This is a genomic window from Mycobacterium attenuatum, from assembly GCF_900566085.1.
Classification (GTDB): Bacteria; Actinomycetota; Actinomycetes; order Mycobacteriales; family Mycobacteriaceae; genus Mycobacterium; species Mycobacterium attenuatum.
The window spans coordinates 17,811-37,490 of the sequence record NZ_UPHT01000064.1; the positions used below are offsets into that span (position 1 = coordinate 17,811).

Below are 19,680 nucleotides of genomic sequence, written 5' to 3' on the forward strand. Positions count from 1 at the left end.
CTTGGCTGCCGTTGCGAGCACGACGACGAGCAACAGCACCTTGAGCGCCCCCGCGGGGACGCGCACGGTCAGCTTGACGCCCGCGGCCGCGCCGATCAATCCTCCGACCATCAGGCCGGTACCCGCCCGCGTATCGAGCTGGCCGCCGGCAAAGAGGTGAATGGCGCTGCTCGCCGAGCGTCGTGACCTGACTTCCAGCGGCAAAATCAGACGCGGGATTATCCTCTAAGTCGGAGGTGACCACCGTGGCGGATGACCAGAACGCAACCCAAACAGTTGCGTCGCCGATTGATGCGCCTGTCGAAGCGCCTGAGCCGTCGCCCGTCGAGACCCTCAAGACCAGTAGCAGCGCGTCGCGTCGGGTCCGGGCCCGGCTGGCCCGCCGGATGACCGCTCGTAGCGGCGCCATCAACCCGGTGCTCGAGCCGCTGGTGGCGGTGCACCGCGAGATCTATCCCAAGGCCGACCTGTCCATGCTGCAGCGAGCCTACGAGGTCGCCGACCAACGACATGCCGGGCAGTTTCGGCATTCCGGAGATCCCTACATCACCCACCCGCTGGCCGTCGCCAACATCCTGGCCGAGTTGGGCATGGATACCACCACCCTGGTGGCCGCGCTGCTGCACGACACCGTCGAGGACACCGGTTACACGCTCGAGGCGCTGAGCGAGGATTTCGGTGAAGAGGTGGGTCATCTCGTCGACGGGGTGACCAAGCTGGACCGCGTGGTACTTGGCAGCGCCGCCGAAGGCGAAACGATCCGCAAGATGATCATCGCGATGGCTCGCGATCCGCGGGTGCTGGTGATCAAGGTCGCCGACCGGCTGCACAACATGCGCACCATGCGCTTCCTGCCGCCCGAGAAGCAGGCCCGCAAGGCCCGAGAGACGCTGGAAGTCATTGCACCCCTAGCGCATCGGCTGGGTATGGCAAGCGTCAAGTGGGAGCTGGAAGACTTGTCATTCGCGATCCTGCATCCCAAGAAGTACGAGGAGATCGTGCGGCTGGTCGCCGGCCGTGCGCCCTCGCGGGACACCTACCTGGCCAAGGTCCGCACCGAGATCATCAACACCCTGGGCGCATCGAAGATCAAGGCGACCGTGGAGGGCCGGCCCAAGCATTACTGGTCGATCTATCAGAAGATGATCGTCAAGGGGCGCGACTTCGACGACATCCACGACCTGGTCGGCATCCGCATCCTGTGCGACGAGATCCGCGACTGCTATGCCGCTGTGGGCGTGGTGCATTCGCTGTGGCAGCCGATGGCCGGACGGTTCAAGGACTACATCGCCCAGCCCAGGTACGGGGTGTACCAGTCGCTGCACACCACGGTCGTCGGCCCCGAAGGTAAGCCGCTGGAGGTGCAGATCCGCACCCGCGACATGCACCGCACCGCCGAATACGGCATCGCCGCCCACTGGCGCTACAAGGAAGCTAAGGGCCGCAACGGTGTTCCCCATCCACATGCCGCTGCCGAGATCGATGACATGGCCTGGATGCGCCAACTGCTCGACTGGCAACGCGAGGCCGCCGACCCCGGCGAGTTCCTGGAGTCGCTGCGTTACGACCTTGCGGTGCAAGAGATTTTCGTGTTCACCCCGAAGGGTGATGTGATCACCCTGCCGACCGGGTCGACGCCGGTGGATTTCGCCTATGCGGTGCACACCGAGGTCGGCCACCGCTGCATCGGCGCCCGGGTCAACGGCCGGCTGGTGGCGCTGGAACGCAAGCTGGAAAACGGCGAAGTGGTCGAGGTTTTCACGTCCAAGGCGCCCAATGCCGGGCCGTCGCGCGACTGGCAGCAGTTCGTGGTGTCCCCGCGCGCCAAGACGAAGATCCGGCAGTGGTTCGCTAAGGAGCGCCGTGAAGAGGCGCTGGAGACCGGCAAGGAGGCGATGGCGCGTGAGGTGCGCCGGGGCGGACTTCCGTTGCAGCGCTTGGTCAATGGTGAGTCCATGGGGGCGGTGGCCCGCGAATTGCACTACGCGGACGTCTCAGCGCTCTACACCGCGATCGGCGAGGGCCATGTGTCGGCCCGGCATGTCATGCAGCGACTGCTGGCCGAGCTCGGCGGTATCGACCAGGCAGAAGAGGAGCTCGCCGAGCGGTCCACGCCGACCACGATGCCGCGCCGCCAGCGCAGCAGCGACGACGTCGGAGTATCGGTACCGGGCGCCCCGGGTGTGCTGACCAAGTTGGCCAAGTGCTGCACGCCGGTGCCCGGCGACCAGATCATGGGGTTCGTCACCCGAGGCGGCGGGGTCAGCGTGCACCGCACCGACTGCACCAATGCCACGTCCCTGCAGCAGCAAGCCGAGCGCATCATCGAAGTGCTCTGGGCTCCCTCACCGACGTCGGTGTTCCTGGTCGCCATCCAGGTCGAGGCACTCGACCGGCACCGGCTGCTGTCCGACATCACCCGGGTGCTCGCCGACGAGAAGGTCAACATCCTGTCCGCGTCGGTGACGACCTCCGGCGACCGGGTGGCGATCAGCCGGTTCACCTTCGAGATGGGTGATCCCAAGCATCTCGGCCATCTGCTCAACGTCGTGCGCAATGTCGAAGGCGTCTACGACGTTTATCGCGTGACGTCCGCGGCTTAGACCACGACAGGCCAGGCCAGAAGCGTTCACCGGCAACGCAATTCGAATGTCAAGTCTGCGCTCGCGGCGCCGAACCTGCGTCCACAGTGCTACATCGTGCCTTGGGCTCAAGCGATCAACGCAGTCTCGGCAAGCCGCGGGTCGCAGCTGTGCCCAGGGTGGTGCTGCCCTGGCGAGCAGACGCAAAGGCCCCCATTTCAGCCGCGAAATGGGGGCCTTTGCGTCCGCTCGGCAACTAGTCGAGCAGCAACGACTTGATGACGACGTCGACGGCGGGCGGGCCGTCCTCGCCGCCGCCCGCGACGCCTGCCTCGGCGATCTTGTCCAGCGTGGCCAGTCCGTCGGCCTGGATGGTGCCGAAAACCGTGTACTCGGGGGGCAGCGCCGAGTCGCGATAGACCATGAAGAACTGGCTGCTATTGGTGTCGGGTCCCGCGTTGGCCATGGCCAGAGTGCCCCGCGGATAGATCACCGGCTCCTTGAGTTTGGGGTCGTTCGGCGGGTACTGGTTGGTCGGATACTCGTTGGCGAACTGATAGCCCGGCCCGCCGGTGCCGTCACCCTTGGGATCACCACACTGCAGCACCGACAGCGACGGCGACGTGGTCAGCCGATGGCATTTGGTGTCTTTAAAAAAGCCCTGCTGGGCCAGGCTGGCAAAGCTGTTGACCGTGCATGGTGACTCGTTGTTTGCCAGCATCAGGCCGACCTTGCCCTGGCTGGTCACCATGCTCGCGCTGATCTGAGCCGGCTCGGTGGGCACTTTGCCGGTGCGCGGCGGCTTGGCCTCTTTGGCGGCCTTGTCGGGCGACGGCGGGTACTGGCAGTTGGCGCCCAGGTTGGCTGGGGGCTTGAACGCCGGCATCGGCACGGCGTTGCCAAGCTGCACCGGCGGCAGACCGGTCGCCGAGGGCGAGCCGGGTGCGGAGCTGGTGGGGGTTGACGCCGACGGGGTGCCCTTGTGGTCGTCCTTGTTGAGGACGACGGCAACCGCGACGGCGGCAATCACGGCCGCCGCGGCGACCACGCCACCGGCGATCGTCAGGATTCGGCGTCTTTTGGCCTGCTTGGCGCGGCGCTCCAGCTGTCGCTCGAGTTTGCGCTTGGCGGTGGCACGTCGCTGCTGATTGGTCGGCACGGCCGATATCTTTCCATGTTGGCCTGATGACCGGGTCCGGGTGGGCGCGGCATGGGCTACCGTGCGGCCCGCATCGGTGCTTACGGCCTGGGATGGGAAACTGGTAATCGTGTTGATCACCGGATTCCCGGCCGGGGTGCTGGCGTGCAACTGTTATGTGCTGGCCGAGCGGCCCGGAACTGACGCGATCATCGTGGACCCGGGCCAGCGCGCCTTGGGCGGGCTGCGCCGCATCCTGGACAAGAACCGCCTGACCCCGGCCGCGGTGCTGATCACCCACGGGCACATCGACCACATGTGGTCCGCCCAGAAGGTCTCCGACACCTTCGGCTGCCCCACCTATATCCACCCCGAGGACCGGTTCATGCTGACCGACCCGATCTTTGGGCTGGGGCCGCGGGTGGCGCAGCTGATGGCCGGTGCGTTTTTCCGGGAGCCCAAACAGGTCGTCGAACTTGACCGCGACGGCGACAAGATCGACCTGGGCAATGTTTCGGTCAACGTCGACCACACACCGGGGCACACCCGCGGCTCGGTGTGCTTCCGGGTGCTGCAGGCCAGCAAGGACGACCGCGACGTCGTATTCACCGGGGACACGCTGTTCGAGCGCTCGATCGGACGCTCGGACCTCTTCGGCGGCAGCGGCCGAGACCTGCTTCGCTCCATCGTCAACAAGCTGCTGGTGCTCGACGACAAGACCGTGGTGCTGCCCGGCCACGGCAACTCCACCACCATCGGCGCTGAGCGGCGCTTCAACCCGTTCCTCGAAGGCCTGGGCCGGTGAGCGAATTTTCGGCCCCCAAAGGGGTACCGGATTACGTTCCGCCGGACTCGGCGCAGTTCGTCGCGGTGCGTGACGGCCTGCTCAGCGCCGCCCGCCGGGCCGGTTACGGGCATATCGAGCTGCCGATCTTCGAGGACACCGCGCTGTTCGCCCGCGGTGTGGGCGAGTCCACCGACGTGGTGTCCAAGGAGATGTACACCTTCGCCGACCGGGGCGACCGTTCGGTGACCTTGCGGCCCGAGGGCACCGCCGGGGTGGTGCGCGCCGTGATCGAACACGGCCTGGACCGCGGCGCGCTGCCGGTGAAGCTGTGTTACGCGGGGCCGTTTTTCCGCTACGAGCGTCCACAGGCCGGCCGGTATCGCCAGCTGCAGCAGGTCGGTGTCGAGGCGATCGGTGTCGACGACCCGGCGCTGGACGCCGAGGTGATCGCCGTGGCCGACGCCGGCTTCCGCGAGCTGGGTCTGCAGGAGTTCCGCCTGGAAATCACCTCGCTGGGCGACGAGACCTGCCGGCCACAGTACCGAGAACTATTGCAGGAGTTCTTGTTCGGGCTCGACCTGGACGAGGAGACCCGGCGGCGCGCGCAGCTGAACCCGTTACGGGTGCTCGACGACAAACGCCCGGCGGTGCGCGCCATGACCGCCGACGCGCCGGTGCTGCTCGACCATCTCTCCGATGTTGCCAAGCAGCACTTCGACACCGTGCTGTCGCACCTGGACGCGCTCGGGGTGCCCTATGTGATCAATCCGCGCATGGTGCGCGGGCTGGATTACTACACCAAGACGACGTTCGAGTTCGTCCACGACGGATTGGGCGCGCAGTCCGGCATCGGCGGCGGCGGCCGCTACGACGGGCTGATGCACGAGCTCGGTGGGCAAGACCTCTCGGGTATCGGGTTTGGGCTCGGCGTGGACCGGACACTGCTGGCGCTACGCGCCGAGGGCAGGAGCGTGGGGGAGACCACCCGCTGCGACGTCTTTGGCGTGCCGCTCAGCGAGGCGGCCAAGCTGCGACTGGCGGTGCTGGCCGCGCAGCTGCGGGCCGCCGGGGTGCGGACCGACCTGGCCTACGGTGACCGCGGGCTCAAGGGTGCAATGCGCGCGGCCGATCGTTCCGGTGCCCGTCTTGCGCTGGTTGCCGGGGACCGTGACGTCGCGGCCGGCGCGATCGGGGTGAAGGACCTCGCGACGGGAGAGCAGCTGTCCGTGACGACGGATTTAGTTGTGGCCGAGGTAGTTTCGCGGTTGAGCCGGTAGGTTCTGGGCGGACGTCAGCGCATTCGGGCTTGACTTCACATCGAACTATTGTTCGAATAGAGTCATGCGCTGGGCGGGCCAGAGCGTGGCGGTTAATGGGGCGCCGGTCGACGACGGGGCGCTACCGGGGCTGCAGCGCATCGGCTTCGTCCGCAGCGTTCGCTCGCCTCAATTCGAGGGCATGACGTTTCACGAGGTGCTGTGCAAGTCGGCACTGAACCGGGTGCCCAATGCGGCTGCGCTGCCGTTCCGCTACACCGTCAACGGCTACCGCGGCTGCTCGCACGCCTGCCGGTACTGTTTCGCCCGTCCCACCCACGAGTACCTCGACTTCGACCCCGGCGCCGACTTCGACACCCAGGTGGTGGTCAAGACGAACGTCGTCGAGGTGCTGCGCCGCGAACTGCACCGGCCGTCGTGGCGGCGGGAGACCGTTGCGCTGGGCACCAACACCGACCCCTACCAGCGTGCCGAGGGCCGTTACGCGCTGATGCCGGGCATCATTGATGCGCTCGCCGAATCCGGTACCCCGCTGTCGATCCTGACCAAGGGAACGTTGCTACGACGAGACCTTCCGCTGCTGGCCGAGGCGGCCCGACGAGTGCCGGTGTCGGTGGCGGTGTCGCTGGCGGTCGCCGACCCGCAGCTGCACCGCGAGGTCGAGCCCGGCACCCCGACACCTCAGGCGCGGTTGGCGCTGATCACCGCGATTCGCGAGGCGGGGCTGGGCTGCCACGTGATGGTTGCACCGGTATTGCCGCACCTGACCGACTCCGTCGAGCACCTCGACGGGCTGCTCGGCCAGATCGCGGCCGCGGGGGCCACCGGCGTGACGGTTTTCGGGCTGCACCTGCGCGGCTCGACCCGCGGCTGGTTCCTGTCGTGGCTGGGCCAAACACATGCCGAGTTGATCGGCAGGTACCGCGAGCTGTACCGCCGGGGCGCCTATCTACCGCCGAGCTACCGCGAGATGCTGCGAAAACGGTCCGCACCGCTGATAACGAAGCACCGGCTCGGCGGTGACCACCGCCCGTCGTCGCTCGCGGTCGAAGCGGCGGTGCTGCCCGAACTTGTTCAGCCGACGCTGTTTTGACCGGTGCCCCGACGCCCGGGGTGTCAGTGGACGTGCGGCTGCAGCAATGCGGCCTGGCCGGTGGAGATGGGTCGCTCCGCCAACCACTGGCGGGTGGCGGCGTGGGAACGCTCGATGAGCGTTGCCGCCTGTGAGAAATCGGCTCCGGAAATGGAGACCGGACACAGCGGCCGGATGACACGCAGGTCGGCGGTCTGCTCAAAGCGCTCGACGTCGAGCGCGAGGCGATGGTTGACCGCGAGCGAGGCTGCGTGCAGGACCATCGTCATCGCCGAGGGCGGTGCCGCCGGCAAGGCGCACGAGTAGCCGGTCGGCAACACCCAGACCTGGTCGGCCCCCAGGGCGATCGCATGCGAAACCGGGGTGTTATTGACCACACCGCCGTCCATGAGATCGCGGCCGTTGATGTTGACCGGCGGGAAGATGCCCGGGATGGCGGCACTGGCGGCGACCGCGTCGACCGCGTCTCCGGACGACAGCAGCACGTCAATGCCGGAGATCACGTCGGTGGCTACGACGTGGAACGGAATCGGCGCATCCTCGAGCCTGGCGAAACCGAGTTCCCTGGTCAGAATGCGCCGCAGCCCCGCGCTCGGGATTAAATGCTGTCGGCGGCCGAGGCAGGCCAGCAACCCGTCGACCAGGTGGGTGGGGAACACCGCCTTTCGGGTCAGCGACAACCACACGTCCGCCAGCGCGCGAACACCGGCGGCGTCCGGCCGGGCGGCGATCCATGCGCCGTTGAGGGCGCCGACGGAGGTGCCGATAATCAGGTCCGGGCGGATGCCGTCATCGGCCAAGGCCTGCAGCATCCCGACCTGGATCGCGCCGAGGCTCGCGCCCCCGGAAAGCACGAACGCTGTGGTCACAGATGGATACTAAGGACTTCGTGCCGCCGCGGCTGAGCCTTCGACTAAGACCGCAAATCCCAACCGTGGTAACGGATCCGGTAGCGTTTTCGACATGACGAACATGCGGAAGGTGGCGAGCGCTGTCGCGACGGTAGTGGTTGCCGGAGCGTTGGCGATCAGCACCGCCGCGGCCTCAGCCGCCGACCCAGCCGGCCATCAGGTGACCTACACGGTGACCGCCACCGGCAACCTGACCGGCAATGTCCGCTACATCAACGGCGACCCGCCCAGCCAGTCCGCCTTCGACGCAAACTCGTCGCAGTACCTGACCACCGTGCCGGCCACCTTCACCGCTGACCAGCCACTTGTATACACCACCACATTGGCCAACCCGAACCAGTGGGCGTTCGTCAGCGCCAGCGGCGGGTGTCACTGGCCAGACTGCGGCTCGGGGAGCCTGCCGCAGCTGCACTGCGAGATCGCCGTGGACGGCCAGGTGGTGGTGACGCAGAACGCGACCACCGGGGTCACCTGCTCGACGCGACCCTGGTAACCGGCTGGCGCGCGCCGCTGCCGCGCCGATCCGGATAAACCCAACCACTGGAATGGGGCCGGCAACCGGTGCGCGCGGCCTGATCCCGCGGCCGCCGCGCCGACGGCCGAATCCGCCCCACAGCTGTCCGTCATAGCAGCCGACTTGTGTTGTCGCTCAACACGTCGCATGCCGGGTAGGCGCCTTCTCCTGTCGCTGCCCACGGTCTGTGTGCGCGTCAAGCCGACCCGCGCGGGTACTTAGCCAGGGCACAACCACGTCGCCGGCTGGCGTGCCGGCTCGCTTTCCAAGGAGAAGCACATGTCCTTCGTGACCACCCGGCCCGCGGCGCTGACGGCCGCCGCGGGCGCACTACAAATCGCCGGCTCCTCGATGGCCGCTCAGAATGCCGCGGCGGCGGCACCCACCACGGGTGTGGTACCGGCGGCCGCGGACGAGGTCTCAGCCCTGCAGGCCGCACAGTTCGCCGCGTACGGCACCTGGTACCAGCAGGTCAGCGCACAGGCCGCCGCGATTCACCAGATGCTGGTGAACACGCTGGGCAGCAGCGCCGGTTCGTATGCGGAGACCGAGGCCGCGAACCGCACCGCGGCCGGTGCGACAACGTTGCCGGGAGTCCTCGGCGGGCTGGCTGGGGCGGGATCGTCCTCATCGGGGCCATTGGGCATTTTCAATGCGCTGACCGGTGGCTCCGGCTTGTCGTCGTCGTCGGGCGCCACCATAGGAACACCTATCGGGTGGGCGCAGAACTTCAGCGCCGCCGCGTCGGACCTGGTCCAGGTGGAGCCGGGTCAGCATTCGACCGGCGCCGGCAATGTCGCCGCTTCCGACTCGCCGGACGCCGGGCTCCCTGCCGGTGCCCCGGCGCCGGCGGGCTCGCCGGCTACCGAGGCGAAGCCGGTGCTGGCCGGTTCGGGTCAGGCGTCTTCGCTCGGCGGGTTGTCGGTGCCGCCGAGTTGGGCCACCGCCAGCGGCCGGACCGCGAGTTCGGCCCCCGGCCCAGGCTTCGGCTGGACCAGCGCTGCTGCTCACGACACGGCGGTAACCGCCGTGCCGGCCGGGATGCCGGCGGCCTCGGCTGGGCGCGCGGGCCTCGGGTTCGGTACGCCCCGCTACGGCACCAAGCCCATGGTGATGCCCAAGCCGACGGTCACCTAGCACACCCGGCCCACAGACAGGAGCGCACAAATGGTTTTCGATTTCGCGGCATTGCCGCCGGAGATCAACTCAACCCGCATGTACACCGGCGCCGGGTCGGGACCGCTGGTGGGGGCCGCGGCGGCGTGGAACAACCTGGCCGAAGAGTTGGGTACCACGGCCCGCATCTGCCAGTCGGTGATCTCCCAGTTGACCGGCGCCCAGTGGGTCGGACCGTCTTCGGCGGCCATGGCCACCGGGGCCGAGCCCTATGTGGCGTGGATGCAGGCCACCGCCGGGCAACTTCAGCATGCGGCTACCCAAGCCATGGCCTCGGCGGCCGCTTATGAGACTGCCTTGGCGATGACGGTCCCACCGCCGGTGGTCATGGCCAACCGGGCACAGCTCGCGGTTCTCGTCGCGACCAACATCCTGGGGCAGAACACGCCAGCGATCGCGGCCACCGAGGCACAGTACGGCGAAATGTGGGCACAGGATGCCGCCGCGATGTACGGCTATGCCGGCTTGTCCGCCAGTGCGGGGGTATTGGCGCCGTTGAGCTCGCCGCCGCCGGCCACCAATCCCGGGGGACTTGGCGCCGCCGCAACCAGCGCGCCGTCGGCGGGGTTTGGTGGGCTGGTGGCCAATCTGCCTGGAGCGGTCCAATCGCTTGCCGCGCCGTTGGCGGTGTCGTCGTCGGTTGCCAGCCCGTTGGACGATTTCTTCAACAACAACCTGGTGATCAATATCGGGCAAGCGGTCTTTGACACGGTGGCGTGGAACATGTTCGCCGTCATCGCATCCTCGATACTCAACGGAAACACCGTCCCCGCGTCGGCTGCCGGTGTGGGCGCCGGCGTCGTCGGGGCTACGGCCGGGCCGCTGGGTCTGGGTGGGACACCGGTGCTGGCGGGCATGGGTTCGGCGTCCACGGTCGGCAAGTTGACGGTGCCGCCCGGTTGGTCCGCGGCGGTCCCGGCCGAGAATACTGTTGCGGCGCTGAACGGCTCGGGGTGGACCGTTCCCGCGGCGGAGGGCGCCGAGGTGACGGCGCTGCCGGCCGGTGTGCCGGCGGTCGGCTGGGCCGGACGGGGGGAGGCTAGGGCACGGGAGGGCACGGGACCGCGATACGGAGTCGCGCCCAAGGTGGTGCCGCCGCAGGTGCTTGGGTGACGCCTGGATTCCTGCGGCGTGCCCCCGTCAGGGGGTGCGGCACCCGCGGTCAGTCTGAGATTTCGCCGACGGTAAACCAACGCGACGAACGCGGGTCTTCGTCCTCGCGGAATAGGTCTTGGTAGGACATATCGCCTCCGTTTCCGACGCCGCCTGATGTGACGAGGCTAACAGTGTGGGTCGTTACGGTTGCAGTGATGCCTGCAACCATCCCGACGAATCCGGTTCGTCGGTGTCCAGTCGCATCCCCACCCGTTCCAGCAGGGTCCTGAGTTCGTTGCCGCTCATTCGGTGCGTTTCGAACGATTGGGTCAAACTCATCCCGTCGCACTCGAGCGTGAACTCCCCGAGGACACACCCTTCGCGGTTGTGCAAGATCGTCATGGTCTGCCGCATCACCCCGTCGAACCGCTGGTAACTCCCCAGTGGTCGCTGCGCGAACCATTCCGGTGATTGCCACTGAATGATTGCCTTGCCGCCCGACTTGAGATGGTGTGCGACGGTGGCCAGCAAGCTCATCCGAAATTCGAGGCCCGGATAGTTGATCAAGCTGCTGGCCAGCAAGACTGCATCGAATTTCTGGGGTAACCGAAGGTCCTCGATGCGGGATTGGATGGTTTGGCCATGGCGGACATGGGCGAGCATCTCGGCTGAATCGTCGACCGCGGTGACCTGATGGCCGAGCGTGGCCAGCGGGTCAGCGAGGCGGCCAACGCCGGATCCCAGGTCCAGAACCGAGCTCGCCGGCTCGAGCATGGCGGCGACCCGTTCGACTTCTTCGGTCGCCGGTACCCGACGATAGATCTCGACCAGGCTGCCGTCGCTGGTGATCGCGCCCGTGTGACGCTGTTGGTGCTTGGGGGGCATGACGTTCAGCTCGCGCGGGCTGGGCTGCGGCTGCTCGTCAGTCGGCGACGTCGTCAACGATGAGCGAGATCAATGAATAGCTTGTCTCGGCTGCGTTGAACAAAACCTCGTGGCACATGTCGTACTCCTCACCTAGAACACCGTGGGTATTACACATTTACGTAATTTGGAACTATGTAACGGTAGTATTCGTTACATAGTACGCTAATGTGTATCTCACGGCGGGTCCTAGTTTGCGTCCGCCGAATGGCGGATGGGATCGTCCCCCGGGCTATTAGCGACCGGCGTGGGTGACGACGACGACTTCGGAACGCCCGTCGCCGACCGCCCGCAAGGTGTGACCGACCGACGCGTCGAAATAAGCACTGTCGCCGGTGTCGAGCCTGATCGTCTGATCGCCGTAGTCGAGCTCGATGCTGCCGGCGTGCACGAACACGAATTCCTGGCCGGCGTGCTCGGGATGTGGATCGTCGGCTGGATCGTCGGTGGGCCGAACCACGAACGGTGACATGGACTTTCCCAGCAACGCCGACGCCAGCGCGTGGTACCGTCCCCGCCCTCGGCCGGCGCGGTCGCGGGACCGGTCGACGGTGATTTTCTCTTCGGCCGCCTCGTCGGAGAACAGCCGTCCGACGTCGACGTCGAGTGCTCGAGCGACCTTGAGCGCCACCGCGATCGACGGTGTGCTCTGTCCCCGTTCGATCTTGGACAAGTAGCTCTTGGTCAGGCCGGTCTGTTCCGCGAGCTGCTCCAGGGTCAGGCCGCGCTGCCTGCGAACGGCACGCAACAGTGCTGTCACCGGAGACTCCCTCCGTCCCGCCGCCCGGGACACAAGGTTTCCTATAGTGCTACTTGTGTGTCACAATTGTGTCATATGCTCGCGATACCGGGGAGCAGCTGATGGCAATCACCTTTACCGATTCCAAGTCCGAACTGATGCGCCGCGCCCAGGAACGGCTGGCCGCCGAGACGGCCGACTCGCCCTTGACGACTCGGCAGAAGGTGGCGCTGACCTGTCGCGCCTTATTCGATGCCGGCCATGACTCCGGCCTGACCGGGCAGATCACCGCCCGCGCCGAAGAACCGGGGACGTATTACACCCAGCGGCTGGGCCTGGGGTTCGACGAGATCACCGAGGACAACCTGCTGCTGGTCGACGAGGATCTGAATGTCCTGCACGGAAGCGGTATGGCTAATCCCGCCAACCGTTTTCACAGCTGGATCTATCGGGCGCGCACCGACGTGCAGTGCATCGTGCACACCCACGCCTTTCATGTCGCGGCATTGTCGATGCTGAAGGTTCCGCTGGTCGTGTCGCATATGGACACCACGCCGCTCTATGACGACTGCGCGTTCCTCGCCGATTGGCCGGGCGTCCCCGTCGGTAACGAAGAGGGCGAAATCATCACCGCCGCATTGGGTTCTAAGAAGGCGGCGCTGCTGGCCCATCACGGACAGGTGGTGGCCGGGGCCAGCATCGAGGAGGCGTGTTCGCTGGCGGTGCTGATCGAGCGTGCCGCGAAACTGCAGTTGGCCGCCATGGCCGCCGGAACCATCGCCGAGCTGCCGGAGCGGCTGGCCCGCGAGGCCCACGACTGGACGTTGACACCGGCACGCAGCCGAGCCAACTTCGCCTACTATGCCCGCCGCGCCCTGGCCCGTCATCCCGATGTGCTGACTGGCTAACCTCTTATCCGCCAACCGAATCCGAGGAGTTCGTCCTGTGGCCGAATCCGCTGTGCCCAAGATCCACGGCATTATTGCCTACCCGGTGACGCCGTTCGCCGACAGCGGCGGAATAGACACCTCACGACTCGCCGCTCTGGTCGAACGCCTGGTCGGCTCCGGCGTGCATGCCATCGCCCCGCTCGGCAGCACCGGGGAGTTGGCCTACCTTGACGAGTCGGAGTTCGACACCGTGGTGGACACCGCCATCGCGGCCGTGGACCGGCGGTTGCCGGTGGTCGTCGGCATCTCGGATGTGACCACTGCCAAGACTGTTCGGCGTGCCCGGTACGCCGAGCGGGCCGGCGCCGACGCCGTGATGGTGCTGCCGGTGTCCTACTGGAAACTGACCGATCGGGAAATCGCCCAGCACTACCGCAGCATCGGCGAAGCCATCGGCATCCCCATCATGGCCTACAACAATCCGGCCACCAGCGGTGTGGACATGAGCCCCGAACTACTGGTCACCATGTTCGACAACATCGAAAACCTCACCATGGTTAAGGAATCCACCGGCGATCTGTCCCGGATGCAGCGCATCGCCCAGCTCAGCGAGGGCCAGCTGCCCTTCTACAACGGCAGCAATCCGCTGGTGCTGGACGCGCTGCGGGCCGGCGCGGCCGGATGGTGTACGGCCGCACCAAATTTGCGGCCGCAGCCGTGCATCGACCTCTATGAGGCGGTGCGTCGCGACGATCTCGAAAAGGCGCAGCTTCTCTACGACGACCTGAAGCCACTGCTGCAGTTCATCGTTGCCGGTGGCCTGCCGACCACCGTCAAGGCCGGTCTCGAGCTGCTGGGTTTCCCCGTCGGGGTTCCGCGAGCGCCGCTGCTGCCGCTCGATGAGCAGGGGCGTAAGACGTTGCGGGAGTTGCTGGCCGGCGGGTAGCGCTGGTCAGAATTTTGGTCTCGCAGCGCAGGTGATTGTCGGCTAGACGCCGGCGGTGGGCCATCCCACGAGGGTGGCGGCGGCTGCGCACCGCGTACCGGGGTCGGTCGGCGGGACTTTCGCGGGCGGGACCTGGCAGGAGTTCGCCACCGTGTCGGGCCGCACCATCCAGGTGAGTTGCGAGCAAGCCGACGTCCCGGGCCTAACCAGCCGGCGCGCGTAGCAGCAATGCGCCGCTGCGCAAGCGGGCCACCATTGAGGGGCGGGGCGTTTGGCTATCTGGATTCAATCACCGACATCGTGCCGTCGACGTAGCTCGTGACATACGCGGTGTGGATGTCTGGGTCCACCGCGACCCCCCACGGGTATTTGCCGACGCCCACAGTGGCCGTGACCGTGTTCGTCTTCCCGTCGATAACCCACAGGGTGGCGTCCTTGTCGTAGTTCGTGACATAGACGCGGTGCGTCCCCAAATCCACCGCAATCTTCCACGGCTTCGTGCCGACGGGCACTGCGGCGATGACCGCGTTCGTTTTCCCGTCGATCACCGTCACGGTATGGCCGTCCGAGTTGGCTGTGTAAATCGCGTGCGTGCCGGGATCCACCGCCACCCCGTACGGTCGTGTGCTGACAGCCACAGTGGCGGTGACGGTGTGTGTGGACCCGCCGATTACCGACACGGTGTCGTCGCCGCTGTTGGTGACGTAGGCGGTGTGAGTCTCTGGATCCACCGCCACCCCGAACGGGCCGCTACCGACGTGCACGGTGGCGGTGACGATGTGCGTACTCCCGTCGATCAGCGACACTGAAGCGCCGAAGGCGTTGGTGACGTAGGCGGTGTGGGTTTCTGGATCCACCGCAACCCCGAACGGGCCGTGGCCCACTCGCACGGTAGCGGTCACGGCGTGCGTATTCCCGTCGATCACCGACACCGTGTCGTCATCGTTGTTGGTGACGTAGACGGTGTGGGTGCCTGGATCCACCGCTGCCCCGACCGGAGAGCCGCCGACGGGCACGGTGGCTGTGACCTTGTGTGTCTTTGCGTCGATCACTGACACCCTGCCCCGGACTGTGTGGTTGACGGCGTAGACGGTGCGGGTGCCCGAATCGACCGCTACTGCGTTGAGGAGAGAGCCGACGGCCACGGTTGCAGTGACCATGTGCGTGACCGGCGCGGTCGAACCCGGCCCGGCCCCAGGCTTCGTCGGTCCGGTGATTGTGGTGCCGGCGCGCTCGTGGCCGGAGTTGATCATCGAAAACCCAAGCACGGCAAGCGCGCCCACAAGAAGGAGACTTCCGACAGCGATGGCTACCCGCCGGACGTTGGCGTTCTTCCAAGGCCCCGACACCTTGCGACACCACTGCCTGATGCCGGACTCAGGGAGGTTCGCATAAGTGATGCCGGCCGCGACCGTTGGTTCCGCACCGATGATCGGCGCACCGCACTCTGCACAGAATGGCTGGTCCACCGGTGTAAGGTGGCCCGCTGGGCAGAGCACCGTAACGGGCACGACCGGAGCTCCGCACTGCCCGCAGAAACGGTAGTCGTCGGGGTTTTGGTGACCGTTCTCGCACGTCACCATGAGTTAGCGTCCCTTCTTCTGCGGCCTGCGGCCGGGTAAAGGTTTCCGCCGTGGTCGATGTCATCAGATTCCGCCCGCGTCCGAGAGTCAACCCGCAGCCATCGGAAATCAGCAGTTTAGGGTCCAGGCCGCCGAATGGATGCAGCGGTCGGGCCGGTGGTGATCACCGCGACGGGGTAATGGTGCGACGGGCATGCTGACCGGTCGGTCGCGAGCCGACGCGCTTGCCCTCCGCCGCCGCGACCCTTTGCGACACCGCCGCCTCTTCCGGGAAGAGGGGAAGAGGGGGCGGCGTGCCCTCGGTGCCCTCGAGATAGCCCATCCGAAGGTGCGTGGCACAGCGAGGTTTCCCGCATCGCAGATCTGCGTGCGCCCTGACGGGTCAGTGTTATCCCAGGACGTTATCCCAGGACGTTATCCCAGGACGATGGGAAGCTCGGCGTATCGGTTGAGCAGCGGAATCGGTTCGAGGCGAAGCTCCTGCGGGGCGATGGCCAGGGCGAGATCAGGGAAGTGGGTGATCAAGGCGGCAATCGTGATGCGGGCTTCCATTCGGGCCAGATGTGCGCCCAGACAGAAGTGACTTCCCCGGCTGAAGGCCAGATGGTTGTTGGGGTTGCGGGTGATATCGAAGCGGTCGGGATCGTCGAACTCGGCGGGGTCGCGGTTGGCAGAGGTCAGCAGCGGCACCACCATTGCTCCGCGCGGAATGGTGACGCCGTGCATCGTGATGTCCTCGGCGGCGAACGTGGTCGCCTCGGTGCTGCCGACAGTACCGGTGTAGCGCAGGACCTCTTCGACGGCGCTGCCGATGAGCTCGGGTCGGTCCTGTAGCAGGTTTAGCTGTTCGGGGTGGGTGAGCAGGGCGGCCATTCCGTTGGTGATCGCGTTCGGGGTTGTTTGATAGTCGCCGGTGACGAGCAGAAACACCATGGCGATGATTTCGTCGTCCGATAGCCGGTCGCCGTCCTCGCCCGCCTGAATCAGCCCGGTGATGATGTCGTCTCCCGGGTCGGCGCGGCGCAGTTGGACCAGGTTCCGCAGATAGTCGACGAACTCGTCCATTCGCTGGGCTGCTTCCTCGGAGCCGCCGGTCAACATCATCTCGAACAGCGAGTCGATGTAGTCGTAGCAGGCGGACCGATCCAAAGCGGGTATGCCGACCATTTCGCCGATCACCGTGGTCGTGATGGGCAACGCGTAGTCGTCGTGGAGGTCGATGCGCTGGCCCGGCGTAAGCCTGTCGAGCACGCGAGCGGTGACCGCCTGGACCCGGTTGCCCAGGCGTGCGATTGCGCGTGGGGTAAACGGCCGGCTGACCAGCTTGCGCAGCCGCAGGTGCACGGGATCGTCCTGATACACCATGGTGCCGGTGGTGAGCATGCGGATGGCGTCGGGCAACGGCAGGTGTTCCGCACCCGCCACGACGCGCCGGATCCGCGGATCGGCGATCACCGCCACGCAGTCTTGGTGACGGGAGATGAAGTAGACATCCCGGTTGGGTGGCCGCAGGGCCAACCGGCCCCGATAGACCGGGGAGTTGCGGCGCATCCAGGCGTAGTAGCGGTACTGGTCGGCGTTGAAATCCGCAGACCCTACCGTGATCGGGTGACTGATCAACCGAGCGCTATCCCAGATCGGTGGCGGTGAATGTGTCGCACTTGTTGGGGTCGCCGGTCTGATAGCCGGTGGTGAACCACTGCTGCCGTTGCGCCGACGAGCCGTGTGTCCACGTCTCGGGGTTGGTGCGCCCGTTCGCCTGCTGCTGGATGCGGTCATCGCCGACCGACGCCGCGGCCGACAGGGCGTCTTGAATGTCCTTGTCGCTCAACGGCTGCAGGTACGGCACACCGGTGCTCTGCTGTTTGACGGTTGACGCGTAGTGCGCCCAGACGCCGGCGTAGCAGTCGGCCTGCAACTCGGTGCGCACCCCGTTGCCGCCGGCGCCCTGCGCGCCTTGCTGGGAGCGGCCCAGCACCCCCAGTAGGTTTTGCACGTGATGGCCGTATTCGTGAGCCACCACGTATTCTTCGGCGAAAGGTCCACCGCTGGAACCGAATTGGGTGACCAGCACCTGGAAGAAGTCGGTGTCGAAGTACGCGGTTTTGTCCACCGGGCAGTAGAACGGGCCGACATCGCTGCTGGCCGGGCCGCAGCCGGTGCTGACCTGACCGCTGAACAGCCGCAGATGCGGTCGGGTGTAGCGGTTGGGCATGAGCTGCTTCCATACCGCGTCCAGGGAGTTTCCGGTGGCCACCACCCGGCACTGGACGTATTTGTTGGCGTCGGCGCCGGTCTTACACCTGCTGAGGTCGAAGCCGGGTGCCACCGCCTCGCGGTTGCCGACCGGCTGCTGGCTCATGATGCCGCCGGGGTCGACGCCGAGGAACAGGGCCACCACCACGATCAGCAGCCCTCCGATGCCGCCGCCGATGGCCATCCGCCCGCCCGGAAAACCGCCCGACGACGACGCGGTGCTGGTATCGATCTGCATACCCTCGTTGAAGGTCATCGCATGCTCCCCAATCCGGACCGCTTCCGAGTCGAACCAGCCTAGCGCCGCTGCTCTGCGGCGAACCGCGCGTCGGTGTATCTGCGCAGGTTGGCCAGGAACCGGCGCAGCGCGAGGTTCAACAGCGGCCGGAACAAGAACATGCCCAGGACCGCAGGCCCCGCGGGCTTTTGCGCCATGGTCCAGGTGAGCCGGCAGCCACCGGGGATGACCTCGACCCGGTAATCCTCGGCGAATGCGGCGACCGCTTGGGTCGAACATTCGCTGAACCGAAATGCCATGCGCCGCATCGGTTCCCAGACCAGAAACTCCTCATTGACCACCATGCCCCCGTGCATGTCGACGGTACGGGTGGTGCCGACGTGGTAGGGCTGCGGACTGGTCCAGGTCACCTTCTTGATTGCCGACGCCCAGCGCGGCCAGGCGTCCGCGTCGGCCAGCACCTCGAAGAGCTGCTCCGGGGTGACGGCGAGATCCACGCTGTTGCGGAAGAGGTAGGGCGCCTCACCGGAATCCGGGTCGAGAAAGGTCAGCTCGACGCGCTCGCAGGGAAACATGACTACAGACATTAAGCCGACATCACGCTGTCGGGCTAACCGCTGACTTCGCGGGCCGTGATGCGGCGGAGGTAGCTGCGGGCGACGTTGGCGGGCCGTAAACACGCTTGCCCCGCGTGACATTTGACGGGAAGCCACCGGGCGCGCGCCGGCAACAGCCCGGACGTGCGACGGCCCGGAGTGCCAGCTTCGAGGCAAACCCGCGGTATCGGCGGACGGCCTCAAGATGCGTCGCCGAAGCGTAGGATCTGCTGGCTGGTTATGCCTGCCGACGACGATCACACAAATTGCGGAGGTGCCTGATGTCGTTTGTCACTGCGATTCCGGATGTGATGGCGTTGGCGGCAGCCGACCTCTCGGATATGGGCTCAGCGCTGGCCGCGGCCAACGCGGCGGCAGCGCTCCCGACAAGCGGGTTGGTGGCCGCCGCTGCCGACGAGGTGTCGAAGGCAATTGCGGCGGTGTTTTCCACCCACGGCAGGCAGTATCAGGCGCTGAGCGCCGCGATGGCGGCATGGCAAGGCCAGTTCGTGCAGGCGCTCACGGAAGCCGGGAGCGCGTACGCGGCTGCGGAGGCGGCAAATGTCTCGCCGTTGCAGGCTCTGGAGCAATTCCTGCTTGGTGCGATCAATGGCCCTACCATCGCGGGCCGCCCCTTGATCGGCAATGGCACCGACGGTGCACCGGGAACGGGGGAACCCGGCGGGCCCGGTGGTTATCTGTTGGGTAACGGCGGCACTGGCGGCTCAGGTGCCCCCGGCCAGGCCGGAGGCGCCGGTGGGGCCGCGGGATTGCTCGGCAACGGCGGGGCTGGCGGCGCCGGAGGTATCGGCGCGTCGGGCGGCCGAGGCGGTACCGGAGGGTGGCTGTGGGGTAACGGCGGTGCTGGTGGGGCCGGCGGGACCGGCGGCGGCGCCGGTGGCGCGGGTGGTAACGCGCTGTTCTTAGGCATTGGT

19 protein-coding genes and 1 pseudogene are annotated in these 19,680 nt (G+C 66.7%); 12 read left to right on the top strand and 8 right to left on the bottom strand.

Annotated features, from left to right (window positions below; genetic code table 11):
* Nucleotides 1–245: 245 nt before the first annotated feature.
* A complete protein-coding gene (locus EET13_RS11220; protein ID WP_122442374.1) occupies nucleotides 246–2,603 on the top strand; it encodes a RelA/SpoT family protein in 2,358 nt (785 codons plus the stop codon).
* A 235-nt stretch (nucleotides 2,604–2,838) separates the two neighbouring features.
* Here EET13_RS11220 and EET13_RS11225 read toward each other — a convergent pair whose 3' ends face one another.
* On the bottom strand, nucleotides 2,839–3,741 hold the full coding sequence (locus tag EET13_RS11225) for a peptidylprolyl isomerase (protein ID WP_122442357.1): 903 nt from the start codon (nucleotides 3,739–3,741) through the stop codon (nucleotides 2,839–2,841).
* A gap of 109 nt (nucleotides 3,742–3,850) precedes the next feature.
* Between EET13_RS11225 and EET13_RS11230 the strand changes: the two genes are divergently transcribed.
* The 3 genes from EET13_RS11230 (at nucleotide 3,851) to EET13_RS11240 (ending at nucleotide 6,877) form a co-directional block, all read left to right on the top strand.
* Nucleotides 3,851–4,525 (top strand): MBL fold metallo-hydrolase, encoded by a 675-nt coding sequence (locus EET13_RS11230; protein ID WP_122442375.1) that lies wholly within the window; start codon nucleotides 3,851–3,853, stop codon nucleotides 4,523–4,525.
* Entirely contained in the window at nucleotides 4,522–5,784 is a 1,263-nt protein-coding gene (hisS, locus tag EET13_RS11235; protein ID WP_122442358.1) for a histidine--tRNA ligase, read from the top strand. The genes EET13_RS11230 and hisS overlap by 4 nt, the downstream gene beginning before the upstream one ends.
* Before the next feature lie 64 nt (nucleotides 5,785–5,848).
* Nucleotides 5,849–6,877 carry an Rv2578c family radical SAM protein gene (locus EET13_RS11240; protein WP_122442359.1) on the top strand — a complete coding sequence of 343 codons (1,029 nt, stop codon included), beginning with the start codon at nucleotides 5,849–5,851 and terminating at the stop codon, nucleotides 6,875–6,877.
* 23 nt (nucleotides 6,878–6,900) lie between these two features.
* Here the strand turns inward: EET13_RS11240 and EET13_RS11245 are convergent, their stop codons facing one another.
* On the bottom strand, nucleotides 6,901–7,746 hold the full coding sequence (locus EET13_RS11245; RefSeq protein WP_122442360.1) for a patatin-like phospholipase family protein: 846 nt from the start codon (nucleotides 7,744–7,746) through the stop codon (nucleotides 6,901–6,903).
* Between the two features lie 94 nt (nucleotides 7,747–7,840).
* Here EET13_RS11245 and EET13_RS11250 point away from each other — a divergent pair, with 94 nt between their 5' ends.
* The 4 genes and pseudogenes from EET13_RS11250 to EET13_RS11260 all read left to right on the top strand — a co-directional run bounded on the left by EET13_RS11250 (nucleotide 7,841) and on the right by EET13_RS11260 (nucleotide 10,591).
* Nucleotides 7,841–8,281 (top strand): hypothetical protein, encoded by a 441-nt coding sequence (locus EET13_RS11250; RefSeq protein ID WP_122442361.1) that lies wholly within the window; start codon nucleotides 7,841–7,843, stop codon nucleotides 8,279–8,281.
* 300 nt (nucleotides 8,282–8,581) lie between these two features.
* Nucleotides 8,582–8,878: pseudogene (locus EET13_RS31345) on the top strand (PE family protein); the annotation flags it as partial.
* Nucleotides 8,879–9,181: 303 nt separating this feature from the next.
* On the top strand, nucleotides 9,182–9,439 hold the full coding sequence (locus EET13_RS31350; protein ID WP_280177871.1) for a PE/PPE C-terminal domain-containing protein: 258 nt from the start codon (nucleotides 9,182–9,184) through the stop codon (nucleotides 9,437–9,439).
* A 30-nt stretch (nucleotides 9,440–9,469) separates the two neighbouring features.
* Nucleotides 9,470–10,591: a PPE family protein gene (locus EET13_RS11260; RefSeq protein WP_122442363.1), complete on the top strand. Its 1,122-nt coding sequence runs from the start codon at nucleotides 9,470–9,472 to the stop codon at nucleotides 10,589–10,591.
* 183 nt (nucleotides 10,592–10,774) lie between these two features.
* On the opposite strand, the gene EET13_RS11265 is transcribed toward EET13_RS11260, so the two are convergent.
* Both EET13_RS11265 and EET13_RS11270 read right to left on the bottom strand, forming a co-directional pair.
* Nucleotides 10,775–11,458 carry a class I SAM-dependent methyltransferase gene (locus EET13_RS11265; protein WP_122442376.1) on the bottom strand — a complete coding sequence of 228 codons (684 nt, stop codon included), beginning with the start codon at nucleotides 11,456–11,458 and terminating at the stop codon, nucleotides 10,775–10,777.
* A 274-nt stretch (nucleotides 11,459–11,732) separates the two neighbouring features.
* Nucleotides 11,733–12,257: a helix-turn-helix domain-containing protein gene (locus tag EET13_RS11270; protein ID WP_122442364.1), complete on the bottom strand. Its 525-nt coding sequence runs from the start codon at nucleotides 12,255–12,257 to the stop codon at nucleotides 11,733–11,735.
* A 101-nt stretch (nucleotides 12,258–12,358) separates the two neighbouring features.
* Here EET13_RS11270 and EET13_RS11275 point away from each other — a divergent pair, with 101 nt between their 5' ends.
* The 3 genes from EET13_RS11275 to EET13_RS30315 are packed head-to-tail and all read left to right on the top strand — an operon-like array spanning nucleotide 12,359 to nucleotide 14,295.
* Nucleotides 12,359–13,144 carry an aldolase gene (locus EET13_RS11275; protein WP_122442365.1) on the top strand — a complete coding sequence of 262 codons (786 nt, stop codon included), beginning with the start codon at nucleotides 12,359–12,361 and terminating at the stop codon, nucleotides 13,142–13,144.
* Between the two features lie 37 nt (nucleotides 13,145–13,181).
* Nucleotides 13,182–14,072 carry a dihydrodipicolinate synthase family protein gene (locus EET13_RS11280; RefSeq protein WP_122442366.1) on the top strand — a complete coding sequence of 297 codons (891 nt, stop codon included), beginning with the start codon at nucleotides 13,182–13,184 and terminating at the stop codon, nucleotides 14,070–14,072.
* Nucleotides 14,073–14,127: 55 nt separating this feature from the next.
* Nucleotides 14,128–14,295, top strand: coding sequence for a hypothetical protein (locus EET13_RS30315; RefSeq protein WP_168991264.1), 168 nt, complete (start codon nucleotides 14,128–14,130; stop codon nucleotides 14,293–14,295).
* A gap of 52 nt (nucleotides 14,296–14,347) precedes the next feature.
* On the opposite strand, the gene EET13_RS11285 is transcribed toward EET13_RS30315, so the two are convergent.
* The 4 genes from EET13_RS11285 to EET13_RS11300 all read right to left on the bottom strand — a co-directional run bounded on the left by EET13_RS11285 (nucleotide 14,348) and on the right by EET13_RS11300 (nucleotide 18,724).
* Nucleotides 14,348–15,541, bottom strand: coding sequence for a YVTN family beta-propeller repeat protein (locus EET13_RS11285; RefSeq protein ID WP_168991265.1), 1,194 nt, complete (start codon nucleotides 15,539–15,541; stop codon nucleotides 14,348–14,350).
* Nucleotides 15,542–16,069: 528 nt separating this feature from the next.
* The gene (locus EET13_RS11290; RefSeq protein ID WP_122442368.1) at nucleotides 16,070–17,275 is read right to left on the bottom strand and encodes a cytochrome P450 family protein; all 1,206 of its coding nucleotides are present in this window, start codon (nucleotides 17,273–17,275) and stop codon (nucleotides 16,070–16,072) included.
* Between the two features lie 7 nt (nucleotides 17,276–17,282).
* The gene (ypfJ, locus tag EET13_RS11295; protein ID WP_122442369.1) at nucleotides 17,283–18,167 is read right to left on the bottom strand and encodes a KPN_02809 family neutral zinc metallopeptidase; all 885 of its coding nucleotides are present in this window, start codon (nucleotides 18,165–18,167) and stop codon (nucleotides 17,283–17,285) included.
* Nucleotides 18,168–18,208: 41 nt separating this feature from the next.
* On the bottom strand, nucleotides 18,209–18,724 hold the full coding sequence (locus tag EET13_RS11300; RefSeq protein ID WP_122442370.1) for an SRPBCC family protein: 516 nt from the start codon (nucleotides 18,722–18,724) through the stop codon (nucleotides 18,209–18,211).
* A gap of 302 nt (nucleotides 18,725–19,026) precedes the next feature.
* On the opposite strand from EET13_RS11300, the gene EET13_RS11305 reads away from it, so the two are divergent.
* Nucleotides 19,027–19,680: PE family protein (locus tag EET13_RS11305; RefSeq protein WP_136623150.1), on the top strand; the 654-nt coding region annotated here is incomplete at its 3' end.

Coding starts and splice junctions, on each gene's coding strand:
- ypfJ (WP_122442369.1), bottom strand. CDS start 18,167: ATGACCTTCAACGAGGGTATGCAGATCGATACCAGCACCGCGTCGTCG.
- EET13_RS11300 (WP_122442370.1), bottom strand. CDS start 18,724: ATGTTTCCCTGCGAGCGCGTCGAGCTGACCTTTCTCGACCCGGATTCC.
- EET13_RS11240 (WP_122442359.1), top strand. CDS start 5,849: ATGCGCTGGGCGGGCCAGAGCGTGGCGGTTAATGGGGCGCCGGTCGAC.
- EET13_RS11260 (WP_122442363.1), top strand. CDS start 9,470: ATGGTTTTCGATTTCGCGGCATTGCCGCCGGAGATCAACTCAACCCGC.
- EET13_RS11265 (WP_122442376.1), bottom strand. CDS start 11,458: ATGCCCCCCAAGCACCAACAGCGTCACACGGGCGCGATCACCAGCGAC.
- EET13_RS11275 (WP_122442365.1), top strand. CDS start 12,359: ATGGCAATCACCTTTACCGATTCCAAGTCCGAACTGATGCGCCGCGCC.
- EET13_RS11250 (WP_122442361.1), top strand. CDS start 7,841: ATGACGAACATGCGGAAGGTGGCGAGCGCTGTCGCGACGGTAGTGGTT.